Source organism: Lysinibacillus sp. G4S2, assembly GCF_030348505.1.
Taxonomy (GTDB): Bacteria; Bacillota; Bacilli; order Bacillales_A; family Planococcaceae; genus Lysinibacillus.
On the sequence record NZ_JAUCFJ010000002.1, the window covers coordinates 5,429,911 to 5,449,529 of the forward strand.

General features: G+C 33.8%; 13 protein-coding genes. 2 read left to right on the forward strand and 11 right to left on the reverse strand.

What is annotated here, in order from left to right:
• Positions 1-53: 53 nt before the first annotated feature.
• From QUF91_RS27750 to QUF91_RS27760, 3 genes are all read right to left on the reverse strand, one after another.
• Positions 54-668 carry a hypothetical protein gene (locus QUF91_RS27750; protein WP_285399471.1) on the reverse strand — a complete coding sequence of 205 codons (615 nt, stop codon included), beginning with the start codon at positions 666-668 and terminating at the stop codon, positions 54-56.
• A 523-nt stretch (positions 669-1,191) separates the two neighbouring features.
• Positions 1,192-3,063: a leucine-rich repeat domain-containing protein gene (locus QUF91_RS27755; RefSeq protein ID WP_289419984.1), complete on the reverse strand. Its 1,872-nt coding sequence runs from the start codon at positions 3,061-3,063 to the stop codon at positions 1,192-1,194.
• 169 nt (positions 3,064-3,232) lie between these two features.
• Complete coding sequence (locus QUF91_RS27760; protein WP_289419985.1) at positions 3,233-3,958, reverse strand: Fic family protein; 726 nt, start codon at positions 3,956-3,958, stop codon at positions 3,233-3,235.
• 444 nt (positions 3,959-4,402) lie between these two features.
• Between QUF91_RS27760 and QUF91_RS27765 the strand changes: the two genes are divergently transcribed.
• Both QUF91_RS27765 and QUF91_RS27770 read left to right on the forward strand, forming a co-directional pair.
• Positions 4,403-5,086 carry a GntR family transcriptional regulator gene (locus QUF91_RS27765; protein WP_285399475.1) on the forward strand — a complete coding sequence of 228 codons (684 nt, stop codon included), beginning with the start codon at positions 4,403-4,405 and terminating at the stop codon, positions 5,084-5,086.
• Between the two features lie 21 nt (positions 5,087-5,107).
• The gene (locus QUF91_RS27770; protein WP_285399476.1) at positions 5,108-5,725 is read left to right on the forward strand and encodes a sterol desaturase family protein; all 618 of its coding nucleotides are present in this window, start codon (positions 5,108-5,110) and stop codon (positions 5,723-5,725) included.
• A gap of 143 nt (positions 5,726-5,868) precedes the next feature.
• On the opposite strand, the gene QUF91_RS27775 is transcribed toward QUF91_RS27770, so the two are convergent.
• The 8 genes from QUF91_RS27775 to QUF91_RS27810 all read right to left on the reverse strand — a co-directional run bounded on the left by QUF91_RS27775 (position 5,869) and on the right by QUF91_RS27810 (position 19,150).
• A complete protein-coding gene (locus tag QUF91_RS27775; protein ID WP_285399478.1) occupies positions 5,869-8,028 on the reverse strand; it encodes an alkaline phosphatase PhoX in 2,160 nt (719 codons plus the stop codon).
• A gap of 456 nt (positions 8,029-8,484) precedes the next feature.
• Positions 8,485-9,732: a TerD family protein gene (locus QUF91_RS27780; protein ID WP_289419986.1), complete on the reverse strand. Its 1,248-nt coding sequence runs from the start codon at positions 9,730-9,732 to the stop codon at positions 8,485-8,487.
• Between the two features lie 359 nt (positions 9,733-10,091).
• Positions 10,092-12,110, reverse strand: a complete 2,019-nt coding sequence (locus QUF91_RS27785) for a GAF domain-containing sensor histidine kinase (protein ID WP_289419987.1) — start codon at positions 12,108-12,110, stop codon at positions 10,092-10,094.
• 158 nt (positions 12,111-12,268) lie between these two features.
• Positions 12,269-13,741, reverse strand: a complete 1,473-nt coding sequence (locus tag QUF91_RS27790; protein WP_289419988.1) for an ATP-dependent nuclease — start codon at positions 13,739-13,741, stop codon at positions 12,269-12,271.
• A 360-nt stretch (positions 13,742-14,101) separates the two neighbouring features.
• A complete protein-coding gene (locus QUF91_RS27795; protein ID WP_289419989.1) occupies positions 14,102-14,965 on the reverse strand; it encodes a TcaA NTF2-like domain-containing protein in 864 nt (287 codons plus the stop codon).
• A 25-nt stretch (positions 14,966-14,990) separates the two neighbouring features.
• Complete coding sequence (locus QUF91_RS27800; protein WP_289419990.1) at positions 14,991-15,260, reverse strand: Mor transcription activator family protein; 270 nt, start codon at positions 15,258-15,260, stop codon at positions 14,991-14,993.
• 126 nt (positions 15,261-15,386) lie between these two features.
• Positions 15,387-17,024 carry a recombinase family protein gene (locus QUF91_RS27805; RefSeq protein ID WP_289419991.1) on the reverse strand — a complete coding sequence of 546 codons (1,638 nt, stop codon included), beginning with the start codon at positions 17,022-17,024 and terminating at the stop codon, positions 15,387-15,389.
• Positions 17,025-17,437: 413 nt separating this feature from the next.
• Positions 17,438-19,150 (reverse strand): DNA primase family protein, encoded by a 1,713-nt coding sequence (locus QUF91_RS27810; protein WP_289419992.1) that lies wholly within the window; start codon positions 19,148-19,150, stop codon positions 17,438-17,440.
• Between the last annotated feature and the right edge of the window lie 469 nt (positions 19,151-19,619).

Sequence of the window (19,619 nt, forward strand, 5' to 3'; positions counted from 1 at the left end):
TTTTACGAAACTGTACACATCCCTGTTATGAATATGGATAATTATATTTTCTATTATAAATCTGAGAATGAATGTTGAATAACTCCAAGAATAGCGCCCATTGTTTTTCCTTTGAAGGCATCTGGAACAGCTTCACCTGTGGGGTTTGAGAAATAGTAACTATCCATTTTCTCATCGAAGTAATACCCTAAACTCGTCAGTGCATGTTGTAAGTCAGTTGGTAATTCTACTAATCCAGTTTGTTCAGTGAAATAATTTGTAGAAAAGACCTTCACATCAACATCTCTTACTCCAGTATGTACTACAAATAAATCTTTTTCATGTTGAACGATCCACTGACCTTTTGAATATAAAGAAATTCTTGCTCCCTCTAATGATGATATCCCTTCTAAATTAACACCAAAAATTTTATTTATTATTTTGCGAATTTCTGTACCTGTTATTTCGCTAGCGTATTGATTTAGATGAGAATCTATTAACTCTCTAGATATAAGTGCATTTCCGGCTGATGAAGAAACCACATCTGCTTCTTCCATCGCTTTAGATAAAATAGGTACCTTATCTAAATTAATCTTGAAAATTAAATCTACAACATGACAAATCTCAGCACTACTAATTTTTTTTCCATAAGAATCTAAGTACTTATCCATCATTTCTGCCTTTTTCATCATTTAACCCTCCCAATAACACTACAAAGTAAGCAAAAGGTAGATTCTCTTGCTGATTGTCAAAATCTACAAGCTAACATAGCTGCATTTATTATACCAAAAACCAGATCATTTCCCTTTAAAATGTAAAAATAAGGGCTTTTTATACAAAAAAGCCTCATTTCCTTATGATACGGGCTGCAATTTACAGGACGCTTCGCAGATGAGTTAACCCTTCTACAGCTTGGGAAACAATTAGAGGAAATTGCGGCAACATAAAAAAGTAGGTACGAGATTTTTCTTGTACCTACTTTTTGCTAGTTTACGACATGTACGACATTCCATTACAACGTCTTAATAGTTCATGAACTAACCTCATTTATTTAGATAAGGCTCACCGTAACTGGTCTAAATACGGTTTTTATTTCTTGAATCGGTCTACCAATCAGTCCAAAGTATTTGGATTCGGTCCAACAATCGGTCCAAAATATCTGGGTTCGGTCCAACAAATCGGTCCAAATATTTGGATTCGGTCCACCTCACCTCAATAAATCACAATTCTATTGTCTAGAACAGATTTATTTTGCACCTGATTTCCTAAAATATATAGCTTTTTCAAATTGGGCAAACTCACTAAAGGCTCTACATTTGAAATAGCGTTATTCTCCAAATGAAGCACCTCAATTTGTTGCCAATTTTCCATAAAACCTAATGATTGTAGTGAACTATCTTGCATAGTGAATGAACGCAAAGCAGAAAAGCCAGCAAAGTAAGGCATAACCTTATCAACTTCGTTCACCCAGTCACCATTGTCTATTTGAAAATATGCATCATTCAAAGTTAAATGTTCCAGTTTGTTGTTAAACGAATTTTGACTATTAATTTGAAACTTACACTTATTACAATTTAACGTTTTTACATGCTGTAAATTGAATAATTCACTCGTCTCTTCATAAAAAGTTGTCTCATTTAAATTTATTGTTTGCAGATTTGGCAGACGATTTAAAGAACTAACACCTGTAAACTCGCCAGACTCCATCGTTGTAAGTTGTTCTAGCTGTGGGTATTTCAGTAATTTTGCTCCATTGAAAGACGACTTCTCTCCACTTATATAAACAGTCAAATCTTTTAAAGCAGGTGCCTCTATCTTAGGTATGAAAGAGCTTTCTAATTCCGCTTTTTTTAAATGGGATGCTACAATCGGTGACACATCACCACTATAACCAGTTATCGATAAATCGGTCAGTGAAGTCAGGCTGTTCACAATATCAAGTAATTCTAATTTATAAAGATTAGATAAACGTAGCTTTGTCAATGAAGACTTATTTCTAAGGCGTTCTAAATTCGTAATATCCATATTTTCAAGATCAAGCGATTGCAGATTGGGCATGTTTTGTATAAAATCAAGCGTTTTTAAATTTCTTACCGATGTAAGCTTCAATTCTTGTAATTGATTCAGTGAATAGAACGAGCTAAAATCTGTCGCTTCACTCATATCTATTGCTAACGACTCTAAATCAGTTAATGAAGACAACCACTTCAAATCATCGGCAGATTTTAAAGACAATGATTTTAATGGTAGTTTATTCAGAAGAGGGAAGTCTGTAACCGTCTCGCTGTAATACGAAATTTCAAGTGATTGAAGATTAGGAAACTCCAATAATAAAGCAAGTTCATCATTACTTCGAATTTGAATAGAGAGCTCTTCAATATTAGACTTATCGCTAAAGTATTCAGCAATTTTACTAAATGATTCATTAAAGCTACCTGTATAGCTTTTCAAACCTTCCAGATGTCGGAAGCTTACATTTTCACTTTGTGATATTTCATAATCGCCCATCAAATTCAATACCGTCAGACCAGTAAAGGCTTCAAAATCTTTTTGTTCGATTTTTTGTGTATTTAATAACTTATCCATAATAATATAGTTCGAAATTTTGGCTTGCTTATTTGTAAACGGATCGTCCAGACTGTAATCAAAATGCCATTGACCTTCAGAATAGTATGCCTTCAAATAACGGATACTTGCGATTTCTTCTTTAGTTGGCATTGCTTCACCTTTATCAAAAATATCTTTTAAAAAGAATAAAAGAACTTCGCTTTCAGGCATTTTCCGGACAGGTATTTTCTCATGGTTACCGTATTCAGTTTGATTGTCGCTCAAAAGAAAATAGCCAAGGAATAAACAAAGGATTACAACCGGTATAATTAATAGCGATTTTAAATTCTGTTTTGGACGTGTAGCTTTATTCTCAGAAGCTGTACCATAATAATTATTAATCGTCTGATCAACATAATAGACTTTATTCTCTTTCAACATTATTTCAGTTTCACAAAAAGGACATTTAAATGATTGTTCCTCTTTATATTCAATTTTCCCATTACAATTCGGACAATTTAATTTAATGAATTCCACTGGCAGTCTTCCCTCCCCAGCTCTGTTTTAAATTAAGCTTAGTTGCCTGAAAAATAAATGTCAATATTTCTATTAAATACTAATTATCTCCCACCTTTAGACCTACAACAAAAAAGTCACCCTAGCAGTTATAAGTTATAAAAGGTGACTTTTAATGTGTTTATTCTTTTTATACGCCACTCAAATATAAATCTAACGAAGCCTCAACTTCCTTCGCAACAAGCTTAACAAAGTCCCCATAATCCTCTGTCGTATGTGCTTTGTCTAAAGCATTGTAATACGCCAATCGATTTTCTACTCGAATAATAATTGGTGGATAGCCCGATTTCATTAACTCTAAATTTAATAACAATCTTGATGTACGACCATTTCCATCAATGAATGGGTGAATTCCAACAAAAATCGCATGTAACATCGCACCACGAACGATTGGATGTAATGCTTGTGCTTCCCCATCGTACCAACTTATTAAAGCATCCATTTGCTCCTGAATTTTGAAAGGCAGCGGTGGTGTATGAACAGCACCCGAAATAAACACCTGCTGATCACGATAGACACCTGCATAACCATCATCGATTCCTTTTAATACTAAGCGGTGTAGATTTTTTATTTGCCACTCTGAAAACAGCTCTTCTTTTCGGACAATATCTTCAACATAAGAAATTGCATCTCGGTGGTTAATAACTTCTAAATGCTCTCGCATCGTTTTGCCACCGACTGTAATGCCTTCAAGAACTACTTTTGTTTCGTTAATCGTTAAAGTATTGCCTTCGATTGCGTTTGAGTTGTATGTCCATTCTAAAAATAATTTCTCTCGTAGGCTTTGGACTGTATATTTAGGCAGTGGTCGTTTGGCATCCAGCTGCTGCTTTTTTAAGTCAATTTGTTCGAACATTATCTCAGCTCCTCTCAAAGCCTCCAATTTTTACGGTTTTTAATATATTTATTATATACTATTAATAAATAGAAGATAAAACGACATTAAAAATATCACTTTACAACGATATATATTTATGAAGTAAAGACCACTTAAAACGCATAATTAAAGCGTTTTAGATGGTCTTTTCAAAAACCGCACTTACTTATGGTACGGTTCACTGCGTTATATCTAAATGAGGTATTGAGTTAGAATGACTCAATGTAACTTACTAAATCCTAGCCATTCGCCTACCCTTTGCAATATCCGCATTTTCTACATAGTTTTTCCACTCTTCGTGAAAAACCATCTTATTTATAAAAAATCGCCTCTCGCTATTGACAGAAAATTCAAACTCAATATATAATTTTTGGTATTACCACTGTATTTAATTTGTATTACCAAAATAAAGGGGACGAGGATTTGAAAGAAAAGGAACGCTCCTCAGATAAAATTGAGAATGAATTAATTAGATCCATATTGACCGGTGTTTATTCTGTAGGAAGTACTTTACCGCCGGAAAGAGAGCTCGCAAAAAAATTTGGTGTTGGTCGTCCAACTATTCGGGAGGCACTTCAACGTTTAGGAAGGGGTGGATGGATAACAGGAAGAAAAGGAATGCCTGCGATTGTTAATGATTATTGGCGCAATGGGAATTTATCGACACTTGTTAATATTGTTGAGAATCATCATACCATTACAGATGAATTTATCATGTACTTATTAGAATTAAGAAGTTCTTTGACTCCGACTTATATTCGTGATGCTGTTACGTTTAATCAACCTAAAGTGGTTGCTCTCCTTGCCAATCTAGAGCAGCTTAAAGATAGTCCAGAAAGCTATGCAGCATTTGATTGGGAGTTACAAAAAAAATGTGCTGGCCTTGCTGTCAATCCAATCTATCTACTCATTTTAAATAGCTTCGATTCCATTTATTTAGATATGGCGAAAAGATTTTTTTCTGTACAAGACCATCGTGGGTTGTCCTTCAACTATTATCATGACTTATTAAAAGCTGCATTAAAGGGAGATGCAATGGAAGCGGAAAGGTTGTCTAAGACAACAATGGAGAAAAGCTTGGCTCTTTGGAGAGATAGAAAAAAATAAAGATTGCTGGAGGCGTGATACATGAAATTGAAATATTTTAAAGAATATTTTTCCTACCCTGATATAGTAATCATGAGTTGTCTATTCCTCATTAGCTTTGGATTTATGATTCTACATTTTACCTCTATCGTAATTTTGGGTGCTTTTATTCTGGGAATGATTATGTATTCCTTAGCTGAGTATGTTACACACAGGTTTCTTTTTCATCTGAAACCACCAAAGAATGCATTTTTGTTAAAAATGCTTAAACGCTTACATTATGACCATCATGCACATCCGAATGAATTACATTTATTATTTTTACCCTTATGGTATAGTGTGCCAAACATTGCAATTGCAGCAGCCATTTTTTATATTCTTTCATCTAGCTTTGTAATGACAAACGCATTTATTGCAGGTATCATGCTCTTTTTATTATTTTATGAGTGGAAGCATTACATCGCCCATCGCCCTCTTCAGCCAATATCTCCATGGGGACGTTGGATGAAAAAGGTTCATTTATGGCATCATTTCAAAAATGAAAATTACTGGTATGGTGTTACGAATCCAGCCTATGACTATCTCATGGGTACCTTTAAAAACCAAAAGGATGTTGCCCAAAGTAAAACTGCTAAAAATCTAGAGAAACGCGGCGATTAGAAAATAGAAATTAATTGTTCATAGAGTTCTATGGAGTTAATACATTCTTATAGAAAACCATGGAATAGAATGAGGGCTGCATAAAAGTCACTTTTATGACAGCCCTTTTCATTTTTTACATGCACAATAAATGTAAGTGTTTATTATTTAGAATTAACTTCTATGACTGTTGATTCAATTTTGTTTCCAGCCGTGTCTTTAGCCTCAACAGTTAGGCTTGTGCCTGCTTTTTGGGCTTTAATCTTCACAGTGAATTTCCCTTTTGAATTTGCTTTTGCTTCCCCTAATAATATTTTCCCATTATAGACTTGAACAGTAGCATCTTTTTCAGTTGTACCTGTAACTGATTTAGATTTTGCTGTTACTTTATCTACTTTAAGAACATCAGATGCAGTGAATTCTGGCATATTTGTTAAAGAAGGCAGACCAGAGATATAACCAATACCACCTGTTTTGTTAATACCAATTTGTTCGTCAACAGCTTTAAGTAATTCATCTTTATTAACAGCTGTAATTGACTTAGCTTCTACTTCATCACCTGGATGCTGGAAATTACTGAAAATGTATGAGAATCCATTGCGGTCATCCGCAGCGAATAATCCAGTTGATTCCGCTCCTGCTGGAACAGATAAGACACGATCTAATTCTTTCGTATCAACATTATATGCCCAAACGAAGTTATTTGTATGCGCTCCACTATCTTCACCAATAAAGAGTGTTCTCATTGATTCAGAGTAACTTAAGTTATCTGGACTAGCTACTTTATCTACATTTGCAGTGTTTCCAAATGAATCAGCTTCTTTTAAATCTTCACCAACAACTAATCCAGACATTGATGGTGCTACATAAGAGCTATTAATAGCATTTCCTTCGCTATCCTTTTGACCACCTTGCAAATCTAATTGATACGTTACACCAGCTTTAATTTTCGGTAATTGAATATGGTCTGCTGGGTCCTTTCCTGTTGAATCTTTTTCCATAGCCTTACTTTGATCGGAAATTGCAATATATACTTTCTTATCCTTTTCGTTAAGTGCTAGACCTTCCATTTTGTTAAATTCTGTAGTCGCACCAAGAATGGCAGCGTAACGGCGAGTTTCTAGGAAAGCCGCTGCTTTTTCTTTGCCAGGTTTAAGTTTTAAATACTCAACTTTCCCTTCATTTGAGTATGTTTTAATAGCTGTAAAACCTTCTTTAGGCGCATCTGAAGTTTCAAAAATATCATTGAATGTAATGCCGCTATCAATAATATCTTTCACTTCTTTATCGGTTGCATGTCCTAAATTAATCCATTCTAAATCTCCAGAACCACCGTTTTCAACACCAGTTTGTTTAAATTTAGCTGCATATAATGTACCTGATGATAAATCTTTTGCTTCGTCGGCCACATACATAAACATTCCTGTATTACCGCCATCATCCCCGTAAAAAACAGTTTTGTTATCCGGCATGACTTTCGCTAACTCATGAGAGATGCGTCCTGTACTATAGTGCTTTACAACTGATGTTTCCCCGTTCTCTTCTACTGTAATTTCAGGAGTGTATCCATAGAAATAAGGATTAGCCTTTGCTTTATCTCCAAAATAGAATTGAGAGAATGTTTCAACTTGACTTCTTACTTTCGAAGTTGGATCTAAGAAAAGTCGAGCATCTGGTTCGTACTCTTCAGAACCTAAATGTGTATTCCAAGGAGATAATGATCCGTTACATGGAATCCAAAGTCCATTTACTGCTGAAAAATCAATTTTTTCTACTTTTGCAGGTTTCAATTCACCTGTTTTTTTGTCCTGTTCCAACTCAGTTAAAGACATAGATGCAGGAACTAAACCGTATGCTGATTTACCAGCAGCATCAATAGTTTGATATTCATAATGTGTAACCATATAAAGTTTTCCATTAATAGGTAGCATTAAGCTGTTTGAATCCGGAGCATCGGAAACAAAATATTCTCCGTCTGTGCTGCTCGGATCCTTAATTGGATTTCCGTTTACATCAATTGGTGTACCTGCAGGGATTTTTTCCCCTTTAACAGTCGCTACCTTATCTTCCGATTTAAATAGGTAGTTGTAGGACAACGGAAATGTTTTTACTTCTCCATTGCTATATTTCACGTCAACTGTTGCGGTTGTATACGTTTTTACCATTTCTTCAATAGTAGATGGTGCTTTCATTCCATTAAATTTTACAGACTCTATTTTTATATTTTCCTGAGCATTCACTGCTGCCGGTGCTAAAGCCGGAACTGTAATAGCTAGAGCAAGTGCTAAAGTAGCACCTTTTTTCACAAGTTTGTTATTAATCATCTAATAATCCCCCTAGTAGATTCCTTATGTACAATTCTATTAAACTATATGAATGTTAATTTACTGTTAATTTTATTTTTATTATTTATAAATATTTGAAATTACTAGGGGCTCTTTTTTGTAACATTCCATGAAAAGAATAACAAGATCATGAATTAAAAGCTGCATTGAAGCTGATTATTTACCAAAAACAGCACCATCCACACGTAATGGAATGATGCTGTCTTTCGTTTTTCAAAAAACTCATTTACTTATGATACGGTTCACCGCGACTAACGTAAGTGCGGTTTCCTCTCTATAAACAACTTTTGTATTTTACATTTACGAAGGAAAAATGCATTATATACTTAACATTAAAAAAGATGGGATATATTAAGGAAGCTAGACACATGACATATAACGATCAAAGGTCTATCTGTCTAGCTACTTTATTTTCAAATTTTATATAATTCTAGTCTACTTGTAATCATTTATTGGTCCTTTATCCATTATAACTTCTACCATATTTGAGGACCCCATCTTGAGTTTAGGTCTACGCTCTGAGTTCGGTGTACTATAAAGCTCTAATGGACTTATAATAACTCCATCGTGCGTATTATGTAGGATTCCGGGGACACAGGAATAGATTCTATCATTATTATTTGCATTCTTGGCGACTATGGTAACGGAGGTTCCATTATGATTATCTATACTCATGGACACTTTGTATCTGTAGAAGGAGCCTGTTCCATTTGACTGGGCAGAATATACCACAGGAACAACTGCTAGAATATCATTATTTAACCTTAATTTAATTACTTCTGTCTTAGTTGATCGATTATTCCCCCTAATATCCCCCATATGTTCCACTGCCCCGTTGCCAAAACTTCTGAGGGGAGGTGTTCCTTTCGCCCCAAACATAGCTACATCTATCTGCTTTCCATTCTTTGTATAGACTAAGGCATATATATCATAATCTGTCCCAGTCTTCCAAGATACCGTAGCAGTAATTTCTGGTGTTTTATCAATGATAACTGGCTTTTGACCTTTATCGAGACTTATCTTCCCTTTTACCTTTTCAAGGCTTATCGATGGCAACGTGTTTTGTTTATATTTATTTTCAGAAACAGTTAGAGTCTTATCAGGTTCTACTGATATTTGTTTTTGAATAGTTTTAGGTTCAGAAGGCTTGTTTTGCTCATCATTTTCAACCTCAACTCCGTAATTTCTACATAACCCTTCAAGCCCAGAATCAAATCCACGCCAGATTGATCTTGCCTTTGTCTGACCATTCCTTAGATATAATTCTAATACTACGATTCCATTTTCATTTGTGAAACTAGATGGGGTTAATTGGATAATCGTATTATCGGTACTTATCTCGGCCTTTAAATTCTTTACGTTTGAAAATCCCGTGCTATTATCCTCTGTAAGAGTGATCGCTATTTTAGTAATACCTTCCGGGACTTTACTCATATCAAAATTAATTTTATGTACTTTTGTATTACCTACTTGCTCAGTTGGTATAAGCGTAGCTACACCAGAAGGGCTCTTTGGTTGATTATAAAATATAATCCCGCTATCTCCTTGTACCTTGTCTGAATCAGTCAAAAGGAAAGCTGTTAAGGAAATATCTATCGAATTAGAAATTTCGTAGCTAACAGTAACATTGCCTTTTGGAGAACTTAAAACTGCATTTGCTCCCATCTGAAGAAATTGATTCATTTAAATCACTCCCTACTCCTCTATCCATTTATCACATAACAATTTTTTATAAATCACTACAAATCCTCTTATAGCCTTTTGCTAACCTTCTGCAAATCAAGATTATCTTGTTTCGATACATATTTTTCATGTTCTATTTCTAAACTTAATTCTTCAAACTTATACTATCAAGGTCCATTCCATGAAAAGAATGACAAGATCATGAATTAAAAGCTGAATTGAAACTGACTACCATTCAAATTTATAATATCGTTTACCAAAAACAGCACCATCTACGCATAATGGAATAGTGCTGTCTCTGTTTTTCAAAAAACCTCACTTACTTATGATACGGTTCACCGTAACTAATCTAAATGAGGTTATTGTTCATTATTTTCATAATTAAATTTAACTAAAAAGATAGTGCCTTCCGATCCTGTTTGAATTTCTATTTTTGCATTATGACGGGCAGCAATGGCATAACATACGCCTAACCCCAATCCAGTTCCATTATCTTTGGTCGTGTAAAATGGAGTACCCAGTTTCTCTAATACTTCAGGCCTGATACCTTTTCCTTGATCCCGCACTGCAAGTACCACACAATTTTTACCTTCCTTGTAGGTGCTAATGGTTAGAACTTTCCCTGTGCTCATCGCTTCTAAGCCATTACGGTATAGGTTTATTAATAATTGCCGTATCTCATTACGATTTAAAAGTAATTCCGGAATGTCATTTGTATCGACTTGAATATATTTATTTTGATTATACACATCAATCTTTATTAAAGGAAAAATATCATGGATAATTGAATTTAAATCTAACATCTGCAAATCCGATTTCCTTGTATTACCCGTTGAGAGAAATTCAGTAATAATAGAATTGGCACGGTCAAGTTCTTCAATCATTAAATTAAAGTACATATTATGTTTCTCATAGGTGTTCTCTTCTTTTAATAACTGCAACAATCCTCGTACTGTTGTCATTGGATTTCTAATCTCATGGCTGATACCCGCTGCCATTTGCCCTATTAAATCTATGTTGGATAACCTTTTCAATTCCTTCGCATATTGCTTTTTTTCCGTTATGTTTTTAAAAATACAACAAATACCATTATCATACGGGTATGCAATAACTTCGTGCCAATATTCATCAGAGGTAGAAAGAAATTCGAAATGAACTGTAGTTCGCTCTGACATTGCACGATGAAACTCCTTATACATAACTGTGTCAACGCTACTCGGGAAAACCCCCCATATATTCTTGCCTAATACATCTTTTGCTGTTTTTCTTTGTGGAAAATATTGATGCTTATTTACGTACGTAAATTCCCATTTATTATTCAAAGTAAAGAATCCATCCGTAATACTTTCAATCACACTTGTAACTTTTTCATTAGCGGCAGCTAGTTCTCTCGTTCGCTCTTCCACCATGCTTTCAAGTTGATCCATATATAACAAGTTTGAAAACGTAGGAGCTGTGGCATCAACGATAGATTTAGCCAGTTGAATTTGGGAATTATCGTAATTGTGAGCTTTTTCCTCTTTGCCACCAACGATTACCCCTAATACTTCTCCCATTGAAACCAATGGAATCATCAGTAGACCCTTACTATCTATATTTTTTGTTTGAATAACCTCATGGATCTTGGCTTCATAGCTTTTCTCCATCCAATCCGCTTCTGTCCATTCACAGTCCTTGCTTAACTTCGTTGTTTTAATCGTTGTTTTGTCTAGCGGGTCTAAAAGGTGGACAGCCATGTTTTTACTCTCTAAAATCTGTCCTAAGTAAAAAAAACATTTATCAAAACTCTCCTGTATCGAGGAACACATTGATAAATCACGGGTAACATTTAGTAACAGCTGCTTCTCGGCAATAAGGGTTTCCTTTTGTGTTAAATTATTTGCGTTTTGAATTGCGACGGCAGCCATATTTACATAAGCTTCAACACTTTGAATTTCTGAATCTGTTAAGTTCTTTGGAGCTCCATAATCAAATAAAAAAACCAGACCAAATAACTCTTGCCCAAATGAGATAGGCAGTACTAATAAGGACTTAATTTTGAACGCATAAACTGGTCTCGTATCCAGCCGATGATCCTTTGAGGTATCAGGGATATAGATGGTTTTTTTGGTTTCAATAACTTCTTTTGCCAGTATGTCTATTTCAGGATCAATTACCTGAGTATCGAGTGCTACGCCATTTATAGTCTCTGGTTTTCCTGCAAACCCTCTAAATGTTCCATCTTCCTGGGGTAAAAAAATTCCAACAGCGTTGCATTGAACAATCTCCTCTGATATCGCCATTGTTACACGCTGCAATACTTCACGTAGTTCTAATTTTGTATTTATTATTTTTGTAATATTCGCGAGCCTAGAATATCTCGCCTGATCACTTAACATTCACATAGCCTCCAATTATAGACATAATAAAATAAACATGATAATATCAGTGAAAATCAAGACCAACCTGCCATTTTCGATTTTCTTCTGTATTCTTTTCTTCCCCTTGTTTTACATAGAATACCGCATTTACTTATGATACGGTTCAAGTAAGTGTTCTACTCACAAATATTAACTATAGATGTTTCTATGAGCCAATTCTTAATAGGTTCAATAAAATTATCCCACTCTAAATGATCTTTAGCTGTGTCAATAACTTTACTTAAGCCTACTTCTTTACTACTGAAGCCTATTCCATAAATAATTTCATCAACGTACTTATGAGTATCTTCTTCTTTTCGAATAGTCTTAGCATAATTAGTTATTTCATTATCTTGAGGAAGTTCTTTTAATAATTTATGTAAATAAGATTCTGGCTTCATATCGTTTGGTAAATTGAATTGAAGTATTTTTCCTTTTAGCTGTTTACGCATTTCTATACTATCTTTACTAGTTCCTGTAAGCGTTTCATCAATACGTTTAGTTTTTTCTTCATCTGTTTTATATTCATCACCATCTAACACAAAAATCATTTCTTCACTTAACTTATTGGAAATCATAAGACCTGAAGCAACAGAAAATGCATTTATTGCAGCACCAAATTTTATAATTTCTACATATCTACTTATCTTTAATGACTCTGTAATACTTGCAATAATGGCTTCTGCTAAATCGTCTTCAACATAAACTTTAATTGGACGTATTCTATCCCCCGATATTTCATATATCATATCTGGATTTATATTCTCCAAACATAAAGTTTTCTCTAAAGTATTGTCCAAATAGTATACTTTCACAAAATCTATCATGTTTAAAATATCTAGACTATGCGTAGTAAATACTATTTGCAAATTCTTATCTTCTGCTCTTTCATATATTACTTTTATTAATTTTTTTAAAGCAGATACATGAAGTAATAAATCGATTTCATCAATTAAAATTAATGAGTATTTTGGAGCATTAAATATCTGCGAGATAATATAGAATACTCTTTGCTCCCCTGCTGACATACTAAGAGATGAATATTTTATTGAATTATATTCGACACCTATGTATTTTTTCTTTTTAGAATTCAATAAATTATAGGAACTATAGTCCCTGTTCATTATATAACCAGCCTTGTCCTTAATTTTTTGGGAAAGATCATCTTCTAAAATCTGAGTTTGATAATTAATAAAACTTTGTGCCTTTTCTTCCTCAATAATAGGAACTGCTGTATTAATACCTATATAAAAAACAGTTCTGCCAACCCGTCTTTCATATCGAGGTGTCCATCTATCTGATTTTTTAGAATATGCAGTTTCAACTTCTTCATGATCCTTATCATTTCTATACGAATGATTTAAGACAAACTCACTTCCTTGCCAAATTGAGTCTACTGTTGGTGTAAAAAACTGACTAAATTTGTAGTTAGGAAGGTTATCATCAATAGGCTTGTAGCAGCAAGCTAATGCATGTAATATAGTTGATTTTCCAGAACCATTGGTACCCATTAACGCTGTCAGAGGCTGTTCTAAACTTACTTGTATATCTTTTAAATTTTTCAGTCTTTTAAAGTGTATAGATTTCACTTTTTGTTGTTGATAATTCAATTTACTTCCCCCAATCTTTTTATAATTATACCTTTTTGGGGATATTTAGAAAACAAAAGAGAAACTACTTTTAAAAATAGTTTCTCTTTTCATTAAAGCTACCTTAAGCGCCAAATACCACGTGGAGCACTATCATCATTATTAAAACCTCAAACATTCCAGATTCATTTGCCACTATTTTCTCTCCTTATATTAAGAACCTTATATATACATATATTTTATAATAATTTATATATATTGAACAAAATGTAAAAAGGAGAAGAAGGTTCATCTATAGACAAATCTCCTGCTCCCAAACATTTAATTCCTAAGTAGTTTATTTAGCTTTACACTATCGGAACCACTTTGGAAAACACATAACTATATTTCTAATGCAGTGATATAAAATTCACCATCTATTAACTCTATTGTATAAAGGCTAGTTTGAGTTGCGTCACTGAGCCCTTTTTGAGGTTTATCTATTGTGTAAAACTCATCCACCGTAATTTGGTATTTATTCACTGCTATTTGCTCTATAGAATTAATAGTATAGTCAATCAATTCAACAACGACACCTTGAGCATTTAAAGAGTTCATATAATTTAATTGCTCTGAATAAAAAGGAGTGGATGGATGCACATAATATTCTAGTGATGGTATATCACCTGATGTATAGGCATCTAAATAAGAATAAATTAAATAGCTAATTTGATATCTTGCTGATTCTACTGTATTAATTGCACCCGGTACTGGTACTGTATCTAAATCAGCTTTTGTTGTTTGCGTTTCAATTATCTTTGTTTCTAATGATGTATCTTTAACAGGATCAATTACTTCATTTGGTTCAGTATTACTACCTACTTCATTTTCTTCATTAGAAGATACGGTATTATCTTCTTCCACTTGATTTTTTTCTACAAGCTCATAATCATTCTTATCATCCCTATTTGGCTTATTATCCTCTGTATTACCAGTATATCTGAATATATCTATTACAAGACCCAGGACTATCAATGGAATTAAGAATTTATTTGCTTTTCCACTAATTGATTTTAATGCTACATTCACAAAGATAACTAAAAGAATTGCTGCAAATGTAAATGAAATCATGCCTAGTCCAATTGTAAAAAAGGCTCCTCCTAAGAATCCCTTAAAACCATATCCTACTAAAGCAAATCCTATACCTATAGCAACTCCCATTAGTATTAAAAAGTACATATATAGTTGTCCAAATGCTTCTATCATAATAATCCCCCGATTTAAAATTATCTTATTTATAAACAGCCATCTTTTTTAATATTTTTCTAACCCAACTATAAGAATAATCATATTTTCTAGCTAACTCTTTAGCATTCGTACCATCATATTCCTTCACTATTTGTTCATGTAAGTATTCTTCAGACAATAGTCTTTTAGGAAAGGTCACGTATTGTCCTGCAAAATAGTCATACACTCGAAGTGTATTTTTATATCCTATAAGTTCTACAAACTCTTTATATGCTCCATTGAAGCAAGAGCTATCTAATGTGCTCTTATCCATCGCTATCCCTCCCTTTTTTATTTTCAATATGCCATTTCCCTATGATAAAAGCACTTCGATTATCGAATGGATTATCCTTACTAAAATCATTATTTACAGTATTATTTAATACCTCCTATTACTGAGCTAAATAGCAATCAAAACAGAAAAAGGAGCTGAAGAAGTGTCCTCAGACACTTCTCCAACTCCTAATTCTAGTTCCTGTAATACATGGTTATTCAGCTTGATTTGTATACTCTCAATCTTACGATTTTCACTAATTGTAATTTGATGAATCAACAAGTGTAACAGTCGTTTACGCTGCTCTCTAGTAAGAGCTTTTTGGAATGCTTTATCAAAATTTCTGAGTATAGCTTTCACTTGTTCATACTTTACTTTTGTAATGGTCGACTGCCGAAGTTGTTTCTTTAATAGCTCCGCAGCAACTTTAATATCATTCATCTGCTGTTCAATAGCTTGTGATTTCTCAACGTAGCTTTGTTTAGTTATTAGTTCATCCATATATGCTTCCCAAGTCTTCTCTAACTTATATTTTAATGATGCCCATTCATTTTCATAACGATCATGCTCTTTTTGAATAGGTTCATAAATCGATGATTGTTTATCATTAATACTTGCCACCAATTCTTCAATTAGCTTATCACTTCTAAGTAAATCGGATAGCTTTTTTAGAACATATGGATCGGCATAGTCTGTTCGTACACCATTTGAACGACAAGCGTTTGTTCCTTTGTTTTTCCATGCTCCACATACATAATACTCTAATACTCTTTTCTCGCCAGACTTTGTACGATTCGTTGTACGACCAATGACCATCCCTGCTCCGCATTGAGGACATCGCATAATACCTGTTAATGGAAACTCTCCATCATGTATTCGGTTTGGTTTACATGTACGTTCCTTATAAACCTTTTGAGCAATTTGCCATGTTTCTTCAGAAATAATTGCTTCATGGCAACCTTGGACGATGACTGGATCAGGATTAATATTATTGTGCCTTTTTTCATTCCAATCTCTACGTACGTTATATCTAATATAACCAGCATATACAGGATTCGTCACAATCGTTTTAATCGCATTCAACGAAAATGTTTTGTTCTTCTTTGTACGATATCCTGCGTGATTAATAAAATTCGCTATAGCTTTATAGCCTTGTCCCGTTGTGTACATTTGAAAAATAATGCGAATAACATGTGCTTCACGCTCATTAATAACCAGAGCAGTGTTTTTCCGCTTTTTATTTTCTCCACCTACTTCGAGCACATCATACCCAAGTATGTGACCACCATTCCATTTCCCTTCTTTGGCACGAGCAATCATCCCCATCTTTACATTTTCAGCGATGTTATTACGCTCATACTCTGCAATTGCTGCCATCATTTGAAACTGTAGTTTTCCTGTTGGTGTCTCTGTTTCATATTTTTCAGTGTATGAACGGAAAGCAATGTTTTTACTATTGAACTTCTCTACCATATTCATTAAATCCACACTCTTACGAGCTAGTCGATTCATTTTCCAAACGAATACTACATCAAACTTTTTATCATCTGCATCAGATAATAAGCGTTGGACTGCTGGACGACCTGTAATGTTTTTACCACTAATTCCTCGATCTATATATTCATCATAAATACCATATCCTTCTCGCTCACAATACTCCCGTAACACTCGGATTTGTTCATCAATACTGTAACCCTCTTCAGCTTGTTCCGTAGTTGACACACGAGCATAAATTGCAACTCGTTTATTTGGTACTACTGTCATTTGAATCCTCCTCCTTTCCATGGATAATATATTTCTCACACATTTCAGCTAATATGAGGATTAATTCCTTTGATTCGTGTTCCATAATATCCCTCCATATATCATCGTTCATTTTTATAATATCTATTTATAATTTTGATCATTAGCAGTTAGTGAAAGTAAGAGTTGTAGAACACTTACTCTCACTAGTGAGCAGCTTCCTGCTAAAAGATTTTTAATCCAATAACTTCAATCTCACCATCATGACGAAACTTCTGCGCAACCGGATATTTGAAATTATTATAAAAACATTTGTAAAAGATTGAAAGTAGAGTACAGTACAATGGGGCTTTTGGGTATCATGATGACTGTATGTAATCTACTTTTGATTTTTTGCTAATTTTTTGTGATAGTTTCAAAAAAACTTACCCGTATCACCCGTCACTCCCATTACTATCATTTTTCCATTTTAAGTTTCGTATATGACCAACGTTATTTTTATATTTTTCGATTTTCCAAGAATTCAACTCAGCATATTCTTCTAACCTCTTAACAATGCTTCTAGGGGAAACAATCAATTTACTTTCATAACGTTTACTCCAGTCTTGATATTTTTTATGCACATCAGACTGTTTAATATTGTCCCCTTGACTGTACTCAAGCATACTAGCAAAAAACATTTCCTCAGGGGATACATCCATTCTATACTGGTTCATTGCCCCATTACATTTTTCACTTGAAGTAAATATCCAGTTATTATTTTTTAGTCGTTCCAAGCCCTCTATAGCAAAATTGAAAATACCACTGATTTCTGGAGCAATTTTTTCATACAATTTTGGATCTCTATACGATATGTCACTTCGTTTCTCCCCACCAGTATATTCTACAAATGTTTTCTCAAAAGGAATGATTACTAGCCTTCTATAGAAACCATTTGTTTTATCAGTTGTTCTGAACATATTGTTCATTATGAGGATTAATTTTGTACGAAGTAATTCTGTCGTAGGATCTTTGTATTTCTTATCAACCAACACCCGATCTCCTGAAGAAATCCCTTTTAGTGCTTCTGTATTAATAGCACCACTATGCTCGTTTTCCGCTGCCAAATTCAACCACTTTCCCTCTAAGTCTTGAAACCCAAAAGAAGTATCTAATCTTTTTAATGGTGTACTAGAAATGTTTTGTTCCCCATATAACAAAGTCATAAGTTGTGCTAACACCGATTTCCCATTAGCTCCATTTCCTAAGAACACGAAAAACTTTTGTGCTTCCGTACCATCCCATAAAACGTAACCTAAAATTTCTTGTATCAAATCAATTCGTTCTGTGTCACCATCAAATATATCATTGATAAAATGCTGAAAATTGGGGCATTTAGCCTGAGAATCATACTCATATCCTAATTGGGAAAAAAACATAACATTAGAATCATGTGTATGAAAATCTCCTGTCATTAAATCCAAATAACCATTTTGTAAACTAACTTTATTTTTAGGATTTGAGGTAGTCTCGCAAATTGGGATTAGATTTGACATTACAGCTAAATATTCGTTTTGATACGACTTTCGCCACTTTACTTTTTCTAATTCACGTATAAAGCTAGACAAAATTTGGCTATATTCATTTTCTGCTAAAACTTGATACATCCCATTGTAATACGCATATTTAACCTCTCTCTTGCTTTGCAACAGTTGTACACGTTTTAAAACATGATTACCGAATGAGTTAGCGTTGAAGTCATAACCTTTTTTGTTTTCATGAAAGCCTCGATTTTCAAGACACATTCTTTCTGCATTACCTAAGATTTCCTCTACAACGCTGATATGATCACAAGAATATTGAAGGTTTCTAAAAATACTGATAGGATAATTCTCACTAGCTTGTGGATCGCTAAGTGCTCGTTGAAAATGTTCTTGTTGGGCAGCATTTAGCTTTTGTTGAAAGCCTTTTACATAGTCACTGTTGACTATATCAAGATCGTTAAAATAACTAGCTATCGCATCACAATGTATATTCTGAAAGTTATGTGCGTTGCTGTTCGCCCATTCAAAAAAGGGATGGCTCTCTACATATGTTTCAAGTTGTTCCTCTTCCAAGGGTTGTACATATCTTTTTAAATGATCCGACATTTGATTGGCTCCTTTCATTTATGAATTCTCCTCTCCTTATGAAGTTTTCAAGGTACGTACGTTTAGACCGAGTCATAAATCTCAAATTTTAACTCTACCTAATCAGATTTTTTATTAATAACCGTTAATAGTAATTAAGAATGATTAACATCGAATCGCTAGATATACTATTTTGAGTAAGTGATTTAATCAAACCGACTGTTTAGGTAACAAAAAAAGCCCAAACATAACACAAAGTTAAAATTGACTTGATAAAAGTCAATGGCTTTGTGTTATGCTTAGGCATTCTGATACAATTAACAAAATATAATTGTAGGGCAGTGAAAGAGTCAGCTTGCGCATGACATAATGTCGGCAGAGGCTTCCTATACATATAATCTGATTCAGTTATCATTTACCAAAAAGTAACATTGTCATTTCGCTACGATTCATCATTCGTTCCAACATTCGTTGGTAAAAATAATATTATAATAACAATAGCTATTTT